Source organism: Terrabacter lapilli (assembly GCF_039531305.1).
Taxonomy (GTDB): Bacteria; Actinomycetota; Actinomycetes; order Actinomycetales; family Dermatophilaceae; genus Terrabacter; species Terrabacter lapilli.
In genome coordinates this window covers 1-17,198 of record NZ_BAAAPU010000007.1, presented here as the reverse complement: position 1 = coordinate 17,198, position 17,198 = coordinate 1, and the positions used below count along the sequence as shown (strand labels likewise).

Below are 17,198 nucleotides of genomic sequence, written 5' to 3'. Positions count from 1 at the left end.
CCCTTCCGCCCTGTTCGAACATATGTTCTAATTGAGGGGAGACGACCCGGGTGGGAGGAGTGAGTTCGTGCCATTCCTCGACACCGGGCGTCCGCCATCGGAGTCTGGTTCCGACGACCGAGCGCTCGAGCGGATCCGCTGGATCCTGGAGTCCAACGGGGCTCGCGCTGCCGCAGCCGAGGGGCGTCGCAGGGAGCCCGCGTCGCTGCACGACGCGGCTGATGCGGTGCTGTCGCAGATCGAGCGGCTCGAGATCCGCAAGGCGCGTCTCGAGGGCGAGCTGGTCGACGCGTACGCGGCCCTCCACTCGATCGAGGAGCGGCATCTCGCGCAGACGCCGACGCGCTCGCCGGTGCCTCTGAGTGCCGACCAGGTGGCTGCGCAGGAGATCAGCTGGGCCACCGGGGTGGGTGCCGGCGAGGTCAGCCGCCGGCTCGAGCTCGCCACCGCGCCCAGGCGCCACCGCGTGCTGCGCGAGCGGCTCCGCGCCGGAGGCGTCAGCCTCTACCGCGCACTGCGCATCGTCGCCGAGACCCGCACGCTGGACGACGACGTCATCCCGGACCTCGAGGCCACCGTGCTGGCGCCGGCGCCCGACGGGTCCGTCGCCTCCCAGCGCCTCTTCGCCTCGCGCCTGCAGCGGTGCGTTCGATCGGCGGAGGGGCGCTCGCACGAGGAGCGACGCCGGTCCGCCGCGCTGCGGCGCGGCGTCCATGGCCGGGTCTGTGAGGACGGGATGGGCACCTTCACGGTCGTCGCGCCGGCCGAGCGGGTGGTCGGCGTCCTCGACCGCGTGGACGCGCTGGCCCGAGCCGCTCGCGCCGCCGGCGACGAGCGCACCCTCGACCAGCTCCGCAGCGACTTCCTGTGCGACCTGGTGCTCTTCGGCGTCGTCCCGCCCGCCGGCCGCGGGCCGGTCGCCTCTTCGGCTGGAGCAGCCGCAGCCTCCCCGGGCGGTGACCCTGGCAGCGTCCCTGGCAGTGCATCTGCCGGCCTCCTGGCCGGCGCGCCGCCGGCCGTGGTCCGCATCGTCGTCCCCTTCGAGGTGGCGGCCGGTTCGTCCGACGCCGCATGCGAGCTGCCCGGCCACGGCTGGGTCACGGCGGCCCACGCGCGCCAGATCATGACCGCCCCGGGGTCGGTCTGGCAGCGCCTGGCGGTCGACGGGGAGACGGGCCGCGCCCTCGGGCTGTCGACCGACCGCTATCGGCCCACCGCCGAGATGGTCGAGCACGTCAGGGCGGTCGACGGCGTCTGCCGTGCCCCCGGCTGCCAGGTGCCTGCCGAACGCTGCGACTGGGACCACCTGGTCCCGTGGCCGCACGGCCCGACCCGCGTCTCCAACGGCGACTCCCTCAGTCGGGGCTGCCACAACGGCAAGACCGCCGGCGCCTGGCGGGTGGAGCGGGTGGCCGACCAGGGCATCTCCTGGACCACGCCCGCGGGGCGCGACTACGTCACCTACCCGAAGGACTGGCGCGAAGCCCTCAGTGACCCCGGCTCCGAGTCACCCGAGCTCGAGGTGATGACGGAGGGTCGGTCGCCAGGGCCAGTGCCGTCGGTGGGCGACCCGCCGCACGGCTCGTCGCAGACCCCGGACGACGACCCGCCGCCCTTCTGACCGACCGGCTGGGCCGGCGATGGACGGTCGCGCCCTTCCTCAGTCGCCGGTGACGGTGGTGAGGCAGAAGGGGTGTCCGGCCGGGTCGAGCAGGACCCGCCAGGCGCTCGGTGCGGGCTGGTGTGCCGCTTCGGATGCGCCGAGGGCCACTGCGCGTGCGACGGCTTCGTCCAGATCCTCGACCAGGATGTCGAGGTGCACCTGCTGCTGCTGGCGCGAGCTCGGCCACGACGGTGCGACATGGTCCGGCGTTCGCATCATCGTGACGGCGAGCCGTCCATCGGACAGGGAGACGACGCCACCGTCGGCGCTCTCGTAGGCCCGCCGTAGCCCGAGGACCGCCCCGTAGAAGTCGGCGAGCACCGAGGGGTCAGGGCAGTCGAAGGAGATGGAAGCCAGTCGACCGATCGCGGTCCGAGGAGTGGTCGTCACGCGCCCACCTTGGCATGGGCCGGTGACGCCGGGGCGACGCCGCGGCGGGCGCCGTCACATCTGAGATCGGAACGTCATGGAGCACGCGGTCGAGGTCGCGGTCGACGTGACCGTCGGCGCCGAACGGGGCGCGCGGCAGCGAGAAGGTGCGCCGGTGGTGCGGCCGGAGGGCGGCGAGGAGAAGGACGAACATGGCGATGAAGAAGATGATGTCCATGGCAGAAAGTCTGCGCGCGTCATGATCCCGCCACGAGTGGCGGATCTGTCGTTGTTCGACAAGATCCTGCCAACGGTGTCATGCTGGACCGATGCTGCGCACCATCGCTGTGATCGCCCAGGAGCCGGTGGCCATGTTCGAGCTCGGTGTCCTCTGCGAGGTCTTCGGCATCGACCGCACCGACGACGGCGTGCCCGCCTTCGACTTCCGCGTCTGCTCCGCCCGTCCCGGCGAGGTGCTGCGGACGACGAGCGGCATGGCCGTCGTCGCCCCCTTCTCGCTCGAGGCGGCGCGCGGGGCCGACCTCGTCGCCATCCCGGGCGGGCCGGTCGACGGCCCCTACGACCGCGAGGTGCTCGACATCCTGCGCGACACCGCGAGCAGCGGGGGCCGCGTCCTGTCCGTCTGCTCCGGCGCCTTCCAGCTCGCTGCCGCCGGGCTGCTGGACGGGCGCCGCTGCGCCACCCACTGGAGGTATGCCGCCAAGCTCGCCGACGACCACCCGAGCGCCCGCGTGGACCTCGACGTCCTCTATGTCGAGGACGGCCCGGTCCTGACGAGCGCCGGCACGGCCGCCGGCATCGACGCGTGCCTCCACCTCGTGCGCACGGAGCTCGGATCCGAGGTGGCCACCCGCATCGCCCGACGCATGGTCGTCCCGCCGCACCGGTCCGGCGGACAGCGGCAGTTCGTCGAGACGCCGCTGCCCGCCGAGCCCTGCGAGAGCCTGCAGGACGTCCTCGAATGGGTTGCCGAGCACCTCGACCAGGAGCACTCCATCCCGAGCCTGGCTTCGCGCGCTGCCATGTCCGAGCGCACCTTCGCCCGCCGCTTCACGGCGGAGGTCGGCACGACCCCGCACCGGTGGCTGACGAGCCAGCGGGTGTTGCGAGCCCGACACCTGCTCGAGACGACCGACCTCGACATCGAGCGCATCGCCCGCGAGAGCGGCTTCGGCACGGCGGCCGTCCTGCGCCACCACTTCCAGAGGGAGATCGGCGTCCCGCCGATCGCCTACCGCCGCGCCTTCACGAAGCAGCCGGCGTCCGCCTGAGTCCCGCGATCGCCACTCGCGAGCGCTGTCTGCCGCTGTATCGCAAACGTCCTAGACAATGACAGACTCCCGCAGACCCCCTGGGACGCGGGGCCCTCAGCGGTTGCGGCGGGCGATCGCGGCGGACAGGACGGTCGCGAAACCGCACCACGCGGCATACGGCGACAGGGCGGTGCCGGCCCCCTTGCTGACCGATCCGGCACGCCGCGCGAGGTCGGCCGAGCTCGCCGTCAGCAGGGCCGCCTGGGCTGCCGCCGCCCACGGCCGGCGGGAGCGCCAGAAGACGACGCTCCACGCGGCGTTGAGCGCGAGGTTCGTGCCGAAGGCCGTGAGGTAGCGGCGGCGGCCGTCGCGGTCACCGGCCTTGTCGTAGGCGTTGAGCACCGCCGCCGAGCTGCCCGCGATGTCCGCGTAGAGCGCGGTCCACACCACCGGGAACGCCACGGGCGGCGGCTGCCAGTCGGGCAGGTCGAGGGACCGGTACCACTGCGAGTCGGGCTTGGTCGCGAGCGAGCCCACCACGACGCTCGCCACCGTCGCGGCGCTCGTCAGGGCCAGGTTGCGCATCGCGGTGTCGGGCTCGGCCGTCTGCATCGCCGAGCGCACTGCCGTGTCGAAGTCGGTGAACCCGCCGGGCACGTCGACGTACTCGAGCAGGTCGCTCTCCTTGGCGACGACCTCGTGCACGAGGCTGCCGACGAGGGGCTTGGCCAGCCCGGCCGAGATGGGGGTCACGAGGCCGACCCAGTGGCTCGCGAGGCGGGGCGTCAGCACGGGGACGGTGACCACGACCGGCCGCCGTCGACCGGTGGCGTCGGAGAACCGCCCGATCATCTCGCGGTAGGTCAGCACCTCCGGACCACCGATGTCGAAGGTGCGGTTCACCTCGGTCGGCAGGCTTCCCGCGCCGACGAGCAGCGTGACGACGTCGTCGATGGCGATCGGCTGGATCTTGTTGTCGAGCCACTTCGGGGCGACCATGGCCGGCAGCCGGGTCGTCAGGTAGCGCAGCATGTCGAACGAGGCCGACCCGTCGCCGAGGACCACAGCCGCCTGCAGCACCGCCGTGGGCACCCCGGAGTCGAGGAAGGTGCGGCCGACCTCGACCCGCGAAGCCAGGTGCGGCGAGAGCTCCTCGTCGTCGGGGTGCAGGCCGCCGAGGTAGACGATCCGCGAGACGCCGGCCTCCTCGGCGGCCTGCGCGAAGTGCGTGGCCGCGGCCCGGTCGCGCTCCTGGAAGTCCGGCTTGTCGTCCATCGAGTGCACGAGGTACCACGCCGCGTCCACTCCGGTGAGGGCCCGGCGCATGTCCTCGACCGACCCGACGTCGCCCAGGACGACCTCGACGCGGCCGACCCACGGGCGGTCGTCGAGCGATCCCTGGCGGCGGGTCAGCACCCGCACGTCCCAGCCCTCGTCGAGCAGCCGGGGCACGACGTGGCCGCCGATGTAGCCGGAGGCGCCCGTCACGAGGGCGGTGCGGCCGGCGGGTGCAGGGGACGCAGAGGTCATCGGGTCACCTGGTGAGCTCGAGGGCGGGCGGGAGGAGCAGGAGCATGCCGGTCGACCACGTCACGTGGGTGATGATCGGCCCGAGGATGCCGCCGGTGACCCGTCGCTGCAGTGCGGTGACGAGCCCGACGACGGCCGCGGCGAGCACGAGCAGGGGGATGCCGCTGCCGACGGTGGTCAGGGCGTAGAGCACGGTCGTGACGGCGACAGCGTGGGACGGGAGGGCGGCATACAGGGCGCCGCGGAAGTAGAGCTCCTCGGCGATCCCGTTGAGCACGGTGATGGCGAGCACGGCGGGCAGTGAGCCGAAGCGCGCGTGGTCGAGCAGGGCGTCGACCGGCTCGCGCAGGAACGGGATGCGCGCCACGACCAGCGAGCCGACGAGGAAGACGACGAGCACGAGGGCGCCGAGGGCGAGCGACTGCACGACCGGTCTCGACTCGCGCTGGCCCGAGCGGGTGTGCCCGCGCCCGAAGTGCAGCGGCCCCGAGGCGAGCGCGCCGAGCGCCCAGACCGCGGCCAGCGCCAACGAGCCGGCGTAGAAGAGCGGGTCGCCCGGTTTGATGCGCAGCGCCCAGCCGAGCACCACGGAGCCGATGACGAAGGTGACCGCGACGACGACCCTGCGCCGCGTCCGAGCCTGCGGCGGGTCGGGGTGCTGGCCCTTGACGGGCTCGAGCAGCGCGGCGTCGAGGAACGCCCGCAGCTCGGCGATCGGCCCTCTCACCTGCTCTCCTCCCGGTTCAGCGACGCGCCCGCTCGTAGCGCGCGAGGCTCTCCTTGCGCTCCTCGTCGTGGTCGACGATCGGCTGCACGTAGTCGTGGTCGTACCCGTTGTCGTGCTTCCACGGCTCGTGCGCGGCCGCGCCGGTGAGGTGGCGCAGCTCCGGCACCCAACGCCGGACGTACTCGCCGTCGGGGTCGAACTTACGGCCCTGCGTCACCGGGTTGAAGACGCGGAAGTACGGGGAGGCGTCGGTGCCGGTGCCCGCCACCCACTGCCAGCCGTGGTTGTTCGAGGCGATGTCGCCGTCGACGAGGTGGTCGAGGAAGTGCCGCGCGCCGACCGTCCAGTAGACGTGCAGGTCCTTGGTGAGGAAGCTCGCCGTGATCATCCGCAGCCGGTTGTGCATCCAGCCCTTGGCGAGCAGCTGCCGCATCCCGGCGTCGACGATCGGGTAGCCGGTGCGGCCCTCGCGCCACGCGTCGACCAGCCGGTCGGTCTCCGGTCCCGAGTCGTAGGGCAGCTTCGACAGCTCCGGGCGCAGGTCGTGCCACGCCGACTCGGGGTTGTGCCACAGGACGTCGGCGTAGAACTCGCGCCAGACGATCTCGGTGACGTACGTCGTGGCCGCCTTCGAGCGCCCCGCCGAGTGGGCGGCGATGTCGGCGAGGATCGTGCGCGGGTGGATCTCGCCGTACTTCAGCGGCGCCGACAGCCGGCTCGTCGAGTCGAGGTCGGGCCGGTCCCGTTCGGTGTCGTATGCCGTGAGCCCGCTCTCGAGGAACGCCTCCCACCGCTTCCGCGCGGCAGCCTCGCCGGCCTCGATGCCCTCGAGCCCGTCGACCTTCGGCAGGTCGTCGCTGTGCACGTCGTCGCGCAGCCACGGGATCCGCTTCGGCCGCTCCGCCGGGGCGGGTCGGCCGTGCTGGTGCCACGCCCGGGCGAACGGCGTGAACACCTTGTAGGGCGCGCCCGACCCGTTGAGGATGCGACCGGGCCCCACGGCATACGGCGTCCCGGTGGCGACGAGCTCGCGACCGTCCTCGGCCAGGGCCTTCTCGACGGCCTCGTCGCGGCGGCGCCCGTAGGGGGTCGTCTCGCGCGAGACGTGCACCTGCTCCGCGCCGACCTCCTTGGCGAGCCGGGGGATGACCTCGACGGGGTCGCCGTGGCGGATGACGAGCGCGCCCCGGGTGTCCTTCTGCAGCGCCGCGACGGACGCGAGCAGCCGGCGCGAGCGGGGGGTGTCGGTGTCGAGCAGCCTCGGGTCGAGCACGAAGACCGGCAGCACGTGGGCCCCGGCCTCGACGGCCGCGAGCAGGGCCGGGTGGTCGGTGAGGCGCAGGTCGCGCCGGAACCACAGGACCGACGTGCTCCCCGAGCTCTTCGACGATGCCATCACGCGGCCGCGGGTGCGGCGCCCTCCCGCTCGAAGCGCACCTGGGCGACGTCGAGGTAGCCGGTGTCGAAGCCGGCCTCGCAGTAGGCGAGGTAGAACTCCCACTTCCGGCGGAAGGTCTCGTCGAACCCGAGCGCCTGCACCTCGGGCCAGCGCGCGAGGAAGGTCTCCCGCCAGCGGCGCAGGGTCTCGGCGTAGTCGGCGCCGAACGGCTCGACGGCGGTCATGCGCAGCGACGTCGCGTCCTCCGCCGTCTCGCTCATCGCCTGCAGGCTCGGGATGAGCCCGCCGGGGAAGATGTGCTTCTGGATCCAGCCGTAGGAGTGCTTCGTCGCCATGAGCCGCTCGTGCGACATGAGGATGGCCTGCACCGCCGCGATGCCGCCGGGGGCGAGGCGCTCGTCGATGGTGCGGAAGTAGGCCGGCCAGTACTCCTCGCCGACCGCCTCGATCATCTCGACGCTGACGACGGCGTCGTAGACGCCCTCGACCTCGCGGTAGTCCTGGATGCGGATGTCCACGGTGTCGGCGTACCCGGCGGCCGCCACCCGCTCGCGCGCCAGCGCGGCCTGCTCCTTCGAGAGCGTCACGCTCGTGACGTTGGCGCCGCGCCGCGCCGCCTCGAGGGCGAGCGTCCCCCAGCCGGTGCCGATCTCGAGCAGCCGCGTGTCCTGGCCGACCTTGGCCAGGTCGAGGATCGCGTGGACCTTGCGCAGCTGCGCCTGCTCGAAGGACTGGGTGCGCAGCGGCTGGTCCTCGTCGAAGATGGCCGAGCTGTAGCTCATCGTCTCGTCGAGGAACGTCGCGAAGAGGTCGTTGGACAGGTCGTAGTGCGCCTCGATGTTGCGCCGCGACCCGAGCAGGGAGTTGTTCTGGATGCTCGGGACGCGCCGGTCGACGAAGCCACGCAGCCGAAGCCAGCCGGCCGGCACGGCGGTCGTCATCCGTTCGGCGAACGGCACGAGCAGCTCCGCGAGGTCGGTGCCCTCGGCGGCCCGCCAGTCACCCGCCATGTAGGCCTCACCGATCCCGATCTTCGGGTGGTGCGCGAGCCGCTCGAAGAGGTCGTGCGGGCGCACGATCTCCAGGGCGGGCCGGCCGGCCGCGGGAGCCCCGCCGCCGAGGAGGGTGCCGTCCGGCAGCACGACGTCGACCGGTACCCGCTGGGCGACCTGCGCGAGGATGCTGCGGGCCAGGCGCGCCCGCAGGCACAGGGCCCGCAGGGCCGGGCGGCGCAGGCACAGGGGCTGCGCGATGGAGGGCTGGGCGGTCATCGGACGGCCTCCTTGGGGTGTGAGGGGCGGGGCAGGACGGGCAGTCGGCGCAGCCAGAGCCGTATGCCGTGGACGCGGATGAGGGTCGTGACCCGCTGCGTCATCAGGCCGTGGCGGCGCACGAGCCGCAGCAGGGCCCGGCTCGTCGCCGGCTCGGGCGTGCCCCGGGTCACGGCGGTCAGGACGCGCTCACCGTCCCGCTCGAGGGCGACCGTCACGGCGACGGCGTCGGGCTGCAGGACGAGGCGGACGGCATACTCCCCGCGGGTGTCGTTGAAGGGGGACACGTAGAAGGCCTTGCCGACCGTCGCGGTCCCGTCGTCGGCGACGTCGAGGAGGTAGGCGTGCCGCTCGCCGTACGTGTTGTGCACCTCGAAGACGACGGCGAGGAGCGAGCCGTCGGGGCGCAGGCACCAGAAGACGGAGAGCGGGTCGAACGTGTGGCCGAGGACCCGGGCGTTGGCGAGCATCAGCACCCGGTCGTCGGGCGCGAGCGTCACACCCCGGGCGGCGAGGAAGCGCTCCACGTCGCCCCGGATGCCGCCGCCCAGGCGGCCCTCGTCGAGGTGGTCCCGCGCGTCGAACCGGGCGAAGAGGCCCGCCGGCCAGGCCAGGCGGGGAAGGTCGTCCACGTCCACGAGCCACTGGTAGTGGCCGTAGGTGAAGCTGTGGCGCAGCGGCGTCCGGCGGGAGTGCGAGACGGTGCCGTCGACGAGGGCCGGCAGCGGCGGTGGCGTCAGGCCGGCCGTCACCAGCGGACCCCGAAGGACTCTGCTGCCTCCACCCCCGACCGGCAGCCGTCCTCGTGGAAGCCCCAGCCCAGGTGCGCCCCGGCGAAGGCGAGGCGCTCGCCACCCGCCTCGCGCAGCCGGGCGGCAGCCTCGACGGCCTCGCCGGTGAAGATCGGGTGCTCGTAGGACATCCGCGCCGTCACGAGCGACTCGTCCACGATGCCCGCGGGGTTGAGGGTCACGACGTGGTCGTCGACGTCGTCGATCCCGTGGAGGCGGTTCATCCAGTAGCTGACGGTGACGTCGGGCGCGGCGGTGTCGCAGCCGCGCATCCGGTAGTTCCAGGACGCCTTGGCCTCACGCGGCTTCGGCAGGACCGAGGAGTCGCGGTGCAGCCAGGTCTCGTTGCGGGAGTAGCGGATCGCCGCCAGGTCACGCTTCTCGTCGGGCGTCGCGTCGGCGAGCAGGTCGAGCGCCTGGTCGGCGTGGGTCGCCACGACCGCCCGGTCGAAGGTCACCGTGTGCCCGTCGCGCACCCGCACGTCCACGCCGTCGTCGTGCCGCGTCACGGCGGTCACCGGGCTCTGCGTGCGCACGTCGGGCAGCCGCTCGACGAGCCGGTCGACGTAGGTGGCCGAGCCGCCGGTGACGGTGCGCCAGGTGGGCGAGCCCGTCACGGTGAGCATGCCGTGGTGGTCGAGGAACCGGAACAGGTGACGCGCCGGGTAGGACGACGCGTCGAGGTCGCCGCACGACCAGACGCAGGCCACGAGCGGGATCGCGAAGTGGCGCACGAAGTAGTCGGAGAAGCGCTGCTGCGCCAGGAACTCGCCCCAGGTCAGGTCCTGCGAGCCGTCCGCGAGCAGCGCACGGGCCGCCTTGTGGAAGCGCGGCACGTCGCTGAGCATCTTGACGAAGCGCGGGTCGGCGAGGCGGCGGCGCTGGGCGAACATGCCCTTGGGGCCGCGCCCACCGGCGTACGACAGCCCGCAGCCCGAGCAGGTGATGCTCATGCTCATCTCGGTGGGCTGCGTGGGCACGTCGAGCTCGCGGAAGAGGCGCAGCAGGTGGGGGTAGGTGCGCTCGTTGTGCACGATGAACCCGCTGTCGATGCGCAGGCTCCCGGTTCGGCCGGCGACCTCGTGGGTGTGGGCATGGCCGCCGAAGCGGCTGTCGCCCTCGAAGAGCGTGACGTCGTGCGTCCGGCTGAGCACGTGCGCGGCGGTCAGGCCGGAGACTCCTGCTCCGATGACGGCTGCCGTGGGACGGCTCGTGCTGGGTGTCGCGTTCGGTCGGGTCACCGAGGGCCTCCTGGCTGATGTGGTCCCGTGGGATTCGGGGCCGGGGCCCGGGCGGATTGGTGACAGGTGGTGTGCAGATGGACACGTTGCCCATTCGCTGGCGCTCACCGTAGAGTTCGTGTCCAAGGTCTGTCAAAGGTTTGGAGAGCGCGCATGGAGATCGAACGCACCGTCACGGTGGACCAACCGGTCGACCGCGTCTTCGCCTACCTCAGTGACTTCACCACGACCACCGACTGGGACCCCGGGACCGTGCGCACCGAGCGCGTCTCGGGCGAGGGCGGCGTGGGCACGCGGTACCGCAACATCTCGAAGTTCCTCGGACGCGAGACCGAGCTGGACTACCTTGTCGTCGAGCACGAGCCGGACCAGCGGCTCGCGCTCCGCGGTGAGAACGCCACGCTCGTCGCCCACGACACCATGACGTTCGTGCGCCGGGCGGGGTCGGGTACTACCGCAGGTGAGGGCACGACGGTCACCTATCGTGCCGAGTTCGAGTTCAAGGGCCTCGCCAAGCTGGTCGCCCCGCTGTTGTCCCCGGCTTTCAAGAAGCTCGGGGACGACGCCGAGCAGGGCATGCGCGAGGCTCTGGGCCAGTTGGAGTAAGAGATGTACACGATCAAGCGTGCGGCGGAGCTGACCGGCATCAGCGTCGCCACCCTGCGCGCCTGGGAGCGTCGCTACGGCGTCGTCAGCCCGCAGCGTTCCGACGGCGGCTACCGCCTCTACGGCCCCGAGGACGTGCGGGCGCTCGCCATCATGAACTCCCTCGTCAACGAGGGCTGGTCGGCGCGTGAGGCCGCCGCCGAGACGCTGCGCCGCCTCTCGGGCCGCGACTCGGGCGGCCGCGAGGTGTCGTTCGGCCGGGACGGCAGGGACAGCCGCGACGGCCGGGGGAGCAGGGTCGCGCCACTGCGCCCCGGTGCCCGCTACCAGTCCGAGGACGCCGAGGCCTTCGTCCGCGCGGCCGAGCGGCTCGACTCCGCCTCGGCCACCGCGGTGCTCGACGCCCGCTTCGCCCTCGGCACCTTCGAGCACGTCGTCGACGACTGGCTCATGCCGACCCTCAAGCTCGTCGGCGAGGAGTGGGCCCACGGCCGCCTCACCGTCGCGGGCGAGCACCTCGTGTCGTATGCCGTCCAGCGCCGTCTCGCCGCCGCCTACGAGGCCGCTTCCGGTCGGGTCGACGGCCCCACCCTGCTCATCGGCCTGCCGCCGGGCTCGCGCCACGAGCTCGGGCTGCTCGCCTTCGCCGTCGCCGCCCGGCGCGCCGGCTTCGCCACCGTCTACGTCGGGGCCGACCTGCCCGCCGACGACTGGGTCCGCGCCATCGAGGCGCGCCGCGCCGCCGGGATCGTCATGGCCGTCCCGCGCGACATCGACATCACCGCCGCCCAGGACATCGTCGACACCATCGGTCGCACCCACCCCGAGGTCGTCATCGGCCTCGGCGGCAGCCAGCAGAACGAGATCAACGGCCCCTGCGTCCACCTCGGTCACTCCATCACCGTCGCCGTCGGCGAGATGACCCGCCGCCTGCGCATCCCCGCCTGACCCGCAAAACCGGCCGGACGGCATACGCCGTCGCGTACGTTCGTGGCGTGACCGCGGAGCCGCGCGAGCGGGCGAGGTGGGAGCGGCTGCTCCCCGGGGTCGCCGTGCTGCGCCGCTACGACCGCGTCTGGCTGCGCGGCGACGTCCTCGGCGGCGTCACGGTGGCCGCCTACCTCGTGCCCCAGGTCATGGCGTACGCCGAGGTCGCCGGCCTGCCCGCCGTCACAGGACTCTGGGCCGTCGGGCCCGGGCTGCTCGTCTACGCGCTGCTCGGGTCGTCACGCGAGCTGTCGGTGGGTCCGGAGTCGACGACCGCACTCATGACCGCCGCAGGTGTCGGCGCCCTCGTCACCGCGGCCGGTGGCACGGCGAGGCGCATGGAGGTCGCCGCCCTCCTCGCGATCGCCGTCGGCCTCATCTGCCTGGTCGGCTTCGTCGCGCGCCTCGGCTTCCTCGCGGAGCTGCTCTCCAAACCCGTGCTCGTCGGCTACCTGGCCGGCGTCGCCGTCCTCATGGTCGTCAGCCAGATCGGGAAGGTGACCGGGGTCCGCGTGCAGGGCGGCTCCTTCCTCCAGGAGGTCGCGTATGCCGTCACGCACCTCGGCGAGGTCCACCTCCCCACGCTGTGGCTCTCCCTCGGAGTGCTGGCCGCGCTGGTGGGGTTCCACCGCTGGCTGCCCGCCTGGCCCGGCCCCCTGCTCGCGATGCTCGGCGCGACCGCCCTCGTCTGGGTGCTCGGCCTGGTCGGCCGCGCGGGCGTCGCGGTGGTGGGCCCGGTCCCGCAGGGCCTGCCGTCGCTGGCGGTGCCCAACCCGGCCGACGTCGACCTGCGCGCGCTGCTGCCCGCGGCGCTCGGGGTGGCCATGGTGGGCTACTCCGACAACGTCCTCACCGGTCGCGCCTTCAGCGGCCGCCACGGCGGGCGCATCGACAGCAACCAGGAGTTCCTCGCGCTCGGCGGTGCCAACGTCGGGGCCGGGCTGCTCCAGGGATTCCCGATCAGCTCGAGCGGCAGCCGCACCGTGATCGCCGACAACATGGGCGCCCGGACCCAGCTGCACTCGCTCGTGTCGCTGCTGCTCGTCGTCGCGACCCTGCTCTGGCTGGGGCCCGTCATCGCAGCCTTCCCGACCGCGGCCCTGGGCGCGGTCGTCGTCTTCGCCGCCGTCCGGCTCGTCGACGTGGCCGAGCTGCGGCGCATCGCGGCCTTCCGGCGCAGCGAGCTCGTCCTCGCGATCGCCACGACCACGGCGGTGCTGGTGCTCGGCGTGCTGCCCGGCATCGGCGTCGCCGTCGGGCTGTCGCTCGTGGACCTGCTCCGGCGGATCGTCCACCCGCACGACGGCGTCCTCGGCTACGTGCCCGGGATGGCGGGCATGCACGACATCGACGACCACCCGAACGCCGTGCAGGTGCCCGGGCTGGTGGTCTACCGCTACGACTCCCCGCTCTTCTTCGCCAACGCCGACGACTTCGTCAAGCGGGCGCTGGAGGTCGTCGGCGAGGCGTCGCAGCGGGAGGGCGTCGAGTGGTTCCTGCTCAACGCGGAGGCCAACACCGAGGTCGACCTCACCGCCGTCGACGCCCTCGAGACGCTGCGGTCCACCCTCGCCGACCGGGGCATCCGGTTCGCCCTGGCCCGGGTCAAGGAGGACATGCGGCTCTCCCTCGAGGCGGCCGGCTTCGTCGAGAAGGTCGGCGCCGACCTCATCTTCCCCACGCTGCCGACGGCTGTGGCCGCGTATGCCGCGTGGTACGAGCGCGAGCACGGCTCCAGCCCTCCCGGGCTGCGCATCCCACCGGTACCCGCCCAGCCGGAGCCCGAGCCGGACGCCTAGTCTCGGCCGCATGAGGCCGACCGTCGTCGCGATCCACGTCGCCAAGGGCCGGCGCCTGCCGACCCGCTCCGTGCAGAGCGTCGAGGCCGAAGCGGGAGCGGGCCTGGTCGGCGACCGCTACCACGGCAGCAGGCACCGGCACGTCACGATCCAGTCGCTGCCCGACCTCGAGGCCGCTGCCGCGGACCTCGGACGCCCGGTCGACCCCGGCCTGACCCGTCGGAACCTCACCATCTCGGGCGGCGACATCCCGACCAGGCCCGGCACCCGCGTACGGGTGGGTGAGGTCGAGCTCGAAGTGGTGCGCGTCGCAGCGCCCTGCCGCCTGCTCGACGACGAGCTCGGGCCGGGGGCGGCCCGGGCGCTGCACGCGCGGGCCGGCACGGTCTTCCGGCTGCTCACCTCCGGCACGATCCGGGTCGGCGACGAGGTGACGCTGGACCCTGCCTGAGCCCCGAGAGGCCTCTCACGCCGACCGGCGGAAGGCCCCCGTCTCGGCGTCGGTCGGCAGCAGCGCGACGACGGCCTCCCACAGGGCCGTCGACGTCGTGGGCACGAGCACGGGACCGCGGTCGTCCGCCTCGACGCGCAGCATGCCGGCCTCGGTGTCGACCCAGGCGAGGCGACGCACCACGGTGCCGGCCGGGGCGGGGAAGGCGACGTCGACGACGGCCAGGCCCCAGCGCCCGGCACGCACCGCGGCCGCGGCATCAGGCCACGGCGCCAGGGTGTCGGCGAGCGCCGCGCTGCCCGCGCCGCGGGTCTGCGCCGAGCCGGCGGAGAGGGCATCGAGCAGCGACTCGTCCACGACGGCCTCGGCGGGCTCCAGCCGGGGACGTGGCGCGAGCCCGGTGAACCGGGCCACCTCGGTGGGCAGGAAGTCGGTGCTCACCGCGGCGAAGTCGTAGGTGCCGTCGCCCAGGTCGGTGAGCATGGCGCTGACGAAGGCCACCCAGGTCTGGTGCAGCGACACGTCGACCGCGTCGCTCCGGAGGACCTGGAGCGAGCCGACCGAGCTCGTCACCGCGGCCAGTGCGCCTCGGAGGCGGGGGTGCGGGGCGCCGTCGACGACGGCTCCGGCCTCCCGGAGCCGCGCCACGACGTCGTCGCCGACGCTCGCGGGCTCGCTCGCGTAGTCGACGAGCCCGACGAAGGCTTCCGGGTCGAGCTGCAGGTGGCCGGTCGTCGCGTCGAACGCGACGCTCACGCCGCGACCAGCCGCTCGGTCCGCACGACGAGGCTGGCCGCGAGCGCGTCCAGGAGGGGGGCCATCTCGGGCACCCGCAGGGTGGCCACCCGGAGGGCCAGGGTGATGGCGGTGCCGTCGACGACGGTGGACCAGCACTCGGTCGTCACCGACTCGCCGGCGGGGGTCGAGTGCGTGGCGAGCCGGCGCGTGCCCGGGTGACCGCCGACCTCGACGTCCTCGCGGTCGAGGAGCAGGTAGCCGTCGAGCTCCGCCGCGTCGCGCAGCGAGGTCTCACGGTCCCAGTCGAGCAGTGAGCCCTCGACCGGCGTCAGGGTCACCACGACGTTGGTGCGGAAGCGATCGGCGTCGTCCGGCTCGACCGCCGCGACCAGCTCGCCGGGGGCGCGCTCGATGGCGTTCCAGCCGACCGGCACGTCGAACGACACGCGGCCGCCGTGTGCCGTCATCGTGGTGCTGCCGGGCATCGGGTCGCGCCCCGCCTGCGCGCAGACATCAGTCATCCGGTGTTCCTCCCCTGTACGCGTCTCTGACGCCCGCGGTCCCCCGACGGCGTGCGATACACATCATGGGGCCGAATCGGACGTATCGGAGCGGAACGGTCATAACGAATTCCTCAAGGTGCGCGCCTCAGTCGTCGGCGCGCACGTCGAGGCCGACCGACACGGTGTCTCCCTCCTGGACGTCCTCGGCGCGACGGACGGCGTCCTTGAGCGGCACGACGTAGCCGCCGTCCTTCGGCCACAGCGACGTGGTCCACTCCGTGTCACCCAGGCGGGCGGTGACCGGGATCATCCCCCAGCCGTAGCTGACGTGGGCGACGTCGTGCAGGGCCAAGGACTCGTCCTCGGGCACGGTGACGAAGTAGTAGGGCGCCGGCCCGCGCCACTGCCAGACCTCGCCGCTGAACTCCAGCTCCATGGCCGCAAGCATGGCACTCGCGCGGCGAGGTGGGGGGGTCGGCGCGGCGGCGGTCCTCGGTCACCGGTCGTCGGTCGTCGGTCGACGGTCCTCGGTCAGCGGTCCTCGGTCCTCGGTCGCCGTGGCCTCGGGGAGGACGGGCTGGTCGGTGGGGTAGAGGCCGACGGCGAGGCCGTAGACCGTGTCGCCCGAGCGGGGCAGGGACGTGAACTCGCGCACGAGCCCCTCGACCCGCTGCCAGAACTGCGAAGCGGCCTCCCTCGGGATCCGCACGTGCCGCAGGGTGCTGTAGAGCGTGTCCTCCTCGTGGGCCGGGACCGACTCGGCGGCGGCCACCGAGAGGCCGTTCACACACACGGGGGTCGTCGTGTCACCGGGCCTGCGGGCCACGCCGATGGCGATGGTGCGGCCGGTGCGCCCGTAGTAGCGCTCGTCGATGGCCCGCACCCGGCGGGTCCGCACGACCCGCAGCATGCCGGCGTCGACCAGGACGCCGACGTGGTGCGCCACGGTGCTCTTGGGGCGCCCGACAGCGGTGGCCAGCTCCGAGACGGTGGCCGCCCGCTCGAGCACGAGGTCGAGCAGCGAGGAGCGGAGGGGGTCGGCGATGGCGCGCAGCTGGGCAGGCGTCGTCAGCTCCACCGTGTCGGGGAGGTCGTAGTCCGGCTGCTGCGCGCTATTGATCGACATGATTGGATCAGTCTAGATTGTTCGATCATCAGCGCGGTACCCGTCCAGCACAGGAGCAAGCATGGCCGACGTCCTCGTCTTCCACCACGCCCAGGGCCAGACCCCCGGCTTCCTCGCCTTCGCCGACGCCTTGCGCGCCGAGGGCCACACGGTCCACACGCCCGACCTCTACGGCGGCGAGAGCTTCCCGACCCTCGACGAGGGGATGGCCAAGGCGCGGTCGATCGGCTTCGACACACTCCTGGAAGAGGGCGTCGCGGCAGCCGACGGACTCCCGGGAGACGTCGTCTACGCCGGCTTCTCGCTCGGGGTCATGGCCGCCCAGCGGCTGGCCCAGACCCGCCCCGGCGCCCGCGCGGCGATCCTGCTCGACTCGGCCATCCCGCTCGGCGAGTTCGCGCCGGACTGGCCGGCAGGCGTCCCGGTCCAGGTCCACGGGGGCGAGGCGGACGAGTTCTTCATGGACGAGGGCGACGTCGACGCGGCCCGCGCGATCGTGGCAGCCGCGGGCGACGGTGAGCTCTTCACCTATCCCGGCTGTGGACACCTGTTCACCGACGCCAGCACGGCGGCATACGACGCGGAGGCCGCAGGCCTCGTGCAGCAGCGCGTCCTGGAGTTCCTGGCTCGCGTGTAGGCCGACGCGCCTAGGTGTACCCAGCCATCAGGTTGGTTGCAGTCGGCTGACGGGTGGGTGACCTCGCAGGGCGCTGTGGCGGCGTT

Annotated in this window: 18 protein-coding genes; 7 read left to right on the top strand and 11 right to left on the bottom strand. The window is 73.0% G+C overall.

Features of this window, described 5'->3' with window-relative positions:
- Window positions 1-67 precede the first annotated feature (67 nt).
- A complete protein-coding gene (locus ABD241_RS07945) occupies window positions 68-1,621 on the top strand; it encodes an HNH endonuclease signature motif containing protein (protein WP_344060239.1) in 1,554 nt (517 codons plus the stop codon).
- A 39-nt stretch (window positions 1,622-1,660) separates the two neighbouring features.
- On the opposite strand, the gene ABD241_RS07940 is transcribed toward ABD241_RS07945, so the two are convergent.
- Entirely contained in the window at window positions 1,661-2,053 is a 393-nt protein-coding gene (locus ABD241_RS07940; RefSeq protein WP_344060237.1) for a VOC family protein, read from the bottom strand.
- Between the two features lie 308 nt (window positions 2,054-2,361).
- On the opposite strand from ABD241_RS07940, the gene ABD241_RS07935 reads away from it, so the two are divergent.
- The gene (locus tag ABD241_RS07935; RefSeq protein ID WP_344060235.1) at window positions 2,362-3,324 is read left to right on the top strand and encodes a GlxA family transcriptional regulator; all 963 of its coding nucleotides are present in this window, start codon (window positions 2,362-2,364) and stop codon (window positions 3,322-3,324) included.
- Between the two features lie 96 nt (window positions 3,325-3,420).
- Here ABD241_RS07935 and ABD241_RS07930 read toward each other — a convergent pair whose 3' ends face one another.
- The 6 genes from ABD241_RS07930 to ABD241_RS07905 are packed head-to-tail and all read right to left on the bottom strand — an operon-like array spanning window position 3,421 to window position 10,265.
- Complete coding sequence (locus ABD241_RS07930; protein ID WP_344060233.1) at window positions 3,421-4,836, bottom strand: tryptophan-rich sensory protein; 1,416 nt, start codon at window positions 4,834-4,836, stop codon at window positions 3,421-3,423.
- 4 nt (window positions 4,837-4,840) lie between these two features.
- Window positions 4,841-5,563, bottom strand: a complete 723-nt coding sequence (locus ABD241_RS07925; protein ID WP_344060231.1) for a CPBP family intramembrane glutamic endopeptidase — start codon at window positions 5,561-5,563, stop codon at window positions 4,841-4,843.
- Window positions 5,564-5,579: 16 nt separating this feature from the next.
- Window positions 5,580-6,959 (bottom strand): cryptochrome/photolyase family protein, encoded by a 1,380-nt coding sequence (locus tag ABD241_RS07920; RefSeq protein WP_344063447.1) that lies wholly within the window; start codon window positions 6,957-6,959, stop codon window positions 5,580-5,582.
- The gene (locus ABD241_RS07915) at window positions 6,959-8,233 is read right to left on the bottom strand and encodes a class I SAM-dependent methyltransferase (protein WP_344060229.1); all 1,275 of its coding nucleotides are present in this window, start codon (window positions 8,231-8,233) and stop codon (window positions 6,959-6,961) included. The genes ABD241_RS07920 and ABD241_RS07915 overlap by 1 nt, the downstream gene beginning before the upstream one ends.
- Complete coding sequence (locus ABD241_RS07910) at window positions 8,230-8,985, bottom strand: DUF1365 domain-containing protein (protein ID WP_344060227.1); 756 nt, start codon at window positions 8,983-8,985, stop codon at window positions 8,230-8,232. The genes ABD241_RS07915 and ABD241_RS07910 overlap by 4 nt, the downstream gene beginning before the upstream one ends.
- A complete protein-coding gene (locus ABD241_RS07905; protein ID WP_344060225.1) occupies window positions 8,982-10,265 on the bottom strand; it encodes an NAD(P)/FAD-dependent oxidoreductase in 1,284 nt (427 codons plus the stop codon). Before ABD241_RS07905 ends, ABD241_RS07910 begins: the two co-directional genes overlap by 4 nt.
- Window positions 10,266-10,418: 153 nt before the next feature.
- Between ABD241_RS07905 and ABD241_RS07900 the strand changes: the two genes are divergently transcribed.
- From ABD241_RS07900 to ABD241_RS07885, 4 genes are read left to right on the top strand one after another with little or no spacing between them, the layout of a single operon-like run.
- Window positions 10,419-10,871, top strand: coding sequence for an SRPBCC family protein (locus tag ABD241_RS07900; RefSeq protein ID WP_142180277.1), 453 nt, complete (start codon window positions 10,419-10,421; stop codon window positions 10,869-10,871).
- 3 nt (window positions 10,872-10,874) lie between these two features.
- Window positions 10,875-11,819 carry a MerR family transcriptional regulator gene (locus ABD241_RS07895; protein ID WP_344060221.1) on the top strand — a complete coding sequence of 315 codons (945 nt, stop codon included), beginning with the start codon at window positions 10,875-10,877 and terminating at the stop codon, window positions 11,817-11,819.
- A 47-nt stretch (window positions 11,820-11,866) separates the two neighbouring features.
- Complete coding sequence (locus tag ABD241_RS07890; RefSeq protein WP_344060219.1) at window positions 11,867-13,657, top strand: SulP family inorganic anion transporter; 1,791 nt, start codon at window positions 11,867-11,869, stop codon at window positions 13,655-13,657.
- 10 nt (window positions 13,658-13,667) lie between these two features.
- Window positions 13,668-14,108 carry an MOSC domain-containing protein gene (locus tag ABD241_RS07885; protein ID WP_344060217.1) on the top strand — a complete coding sequence of 147 codons (441 nt, stop codon included), beginning with the start codon at window positions 13,668-13,670 and terminating at the stop codon, window positions 14,106-14,108.
- A gap of 15 nt (window positions 14,109-14,123) precedes the next feature.
- Here the strand turns inward: ABD241_RS07885 and ABD241_RS07880 are convergent, their stop codons facing one another.
- From ABD241_RS07880 to ABD241_RS07865, 4 genes are all read right to left on the bottom strand, one after another.
- Entirely contained in the window at window positions 14,124-14,864 is a 741-nt protein-coding gene (locus tag ABD241_RS07880) for a hypothetical protein (protein WP_344060215.1), read from the bottom strand.
- On the bottom strand, window positions 14,861-15,367 hold the full coding sequence (locus ABD241_RS07875; protein WP_344060213.1) for a hypothetical protein: 507 nt from the start codon (window positions 15,365-15,367) through the stop codon (window positions 14,861-14,863). The genes ABD241_RS07880 and ABD241_RS07875 overlap by 4 nt, the downstream gene beginning before the upstream one ends.
- Before the next feature lie 127 nt (window positions 15,368-15,494).
- Complete coding sequence (locus ABD241_RS07870; protein WP_344060212.1) at window positions 15,495-15,785, bottom strand: DUF1905 domain-containing protein; 291 nt, start codon at window positions 15,783-15,785, stop codon at window positions 15,495-15,497.
- Window positions 15,786-15,845: 60 nt separating this feature from the next.
- Window positions 15,846-16,475 (bottom strand): ArsR/SmtB family transcription factor, encoded by a 630-nt coding sequence (locus ABD241_RS07865; protein WP_344060211.1) that lies wholly within the window; start codon window positions 16,473-16,475, stop codon window positions 15,846-15,848.
- A gap of 61 nt (window positions 16,476-16,536) precedes the next feature.
- On the opposite strand from ABD241_RS07865, the gene ABD241_RS07860 reads away from it, so the two are divergent.
- Window positions 16,537-17,112, top strand: a complete 576-nt coding sequence (locus tag ABD241_RS07860; protein ID WP_344060210.1) for a dienelactone hydrolase family protein — start codon at window positions 16,537-16,539, stop codon at window positions 17,110-17,112.
- Window positions 17,113-17,198: the final 86 nt, after the last annotated feature.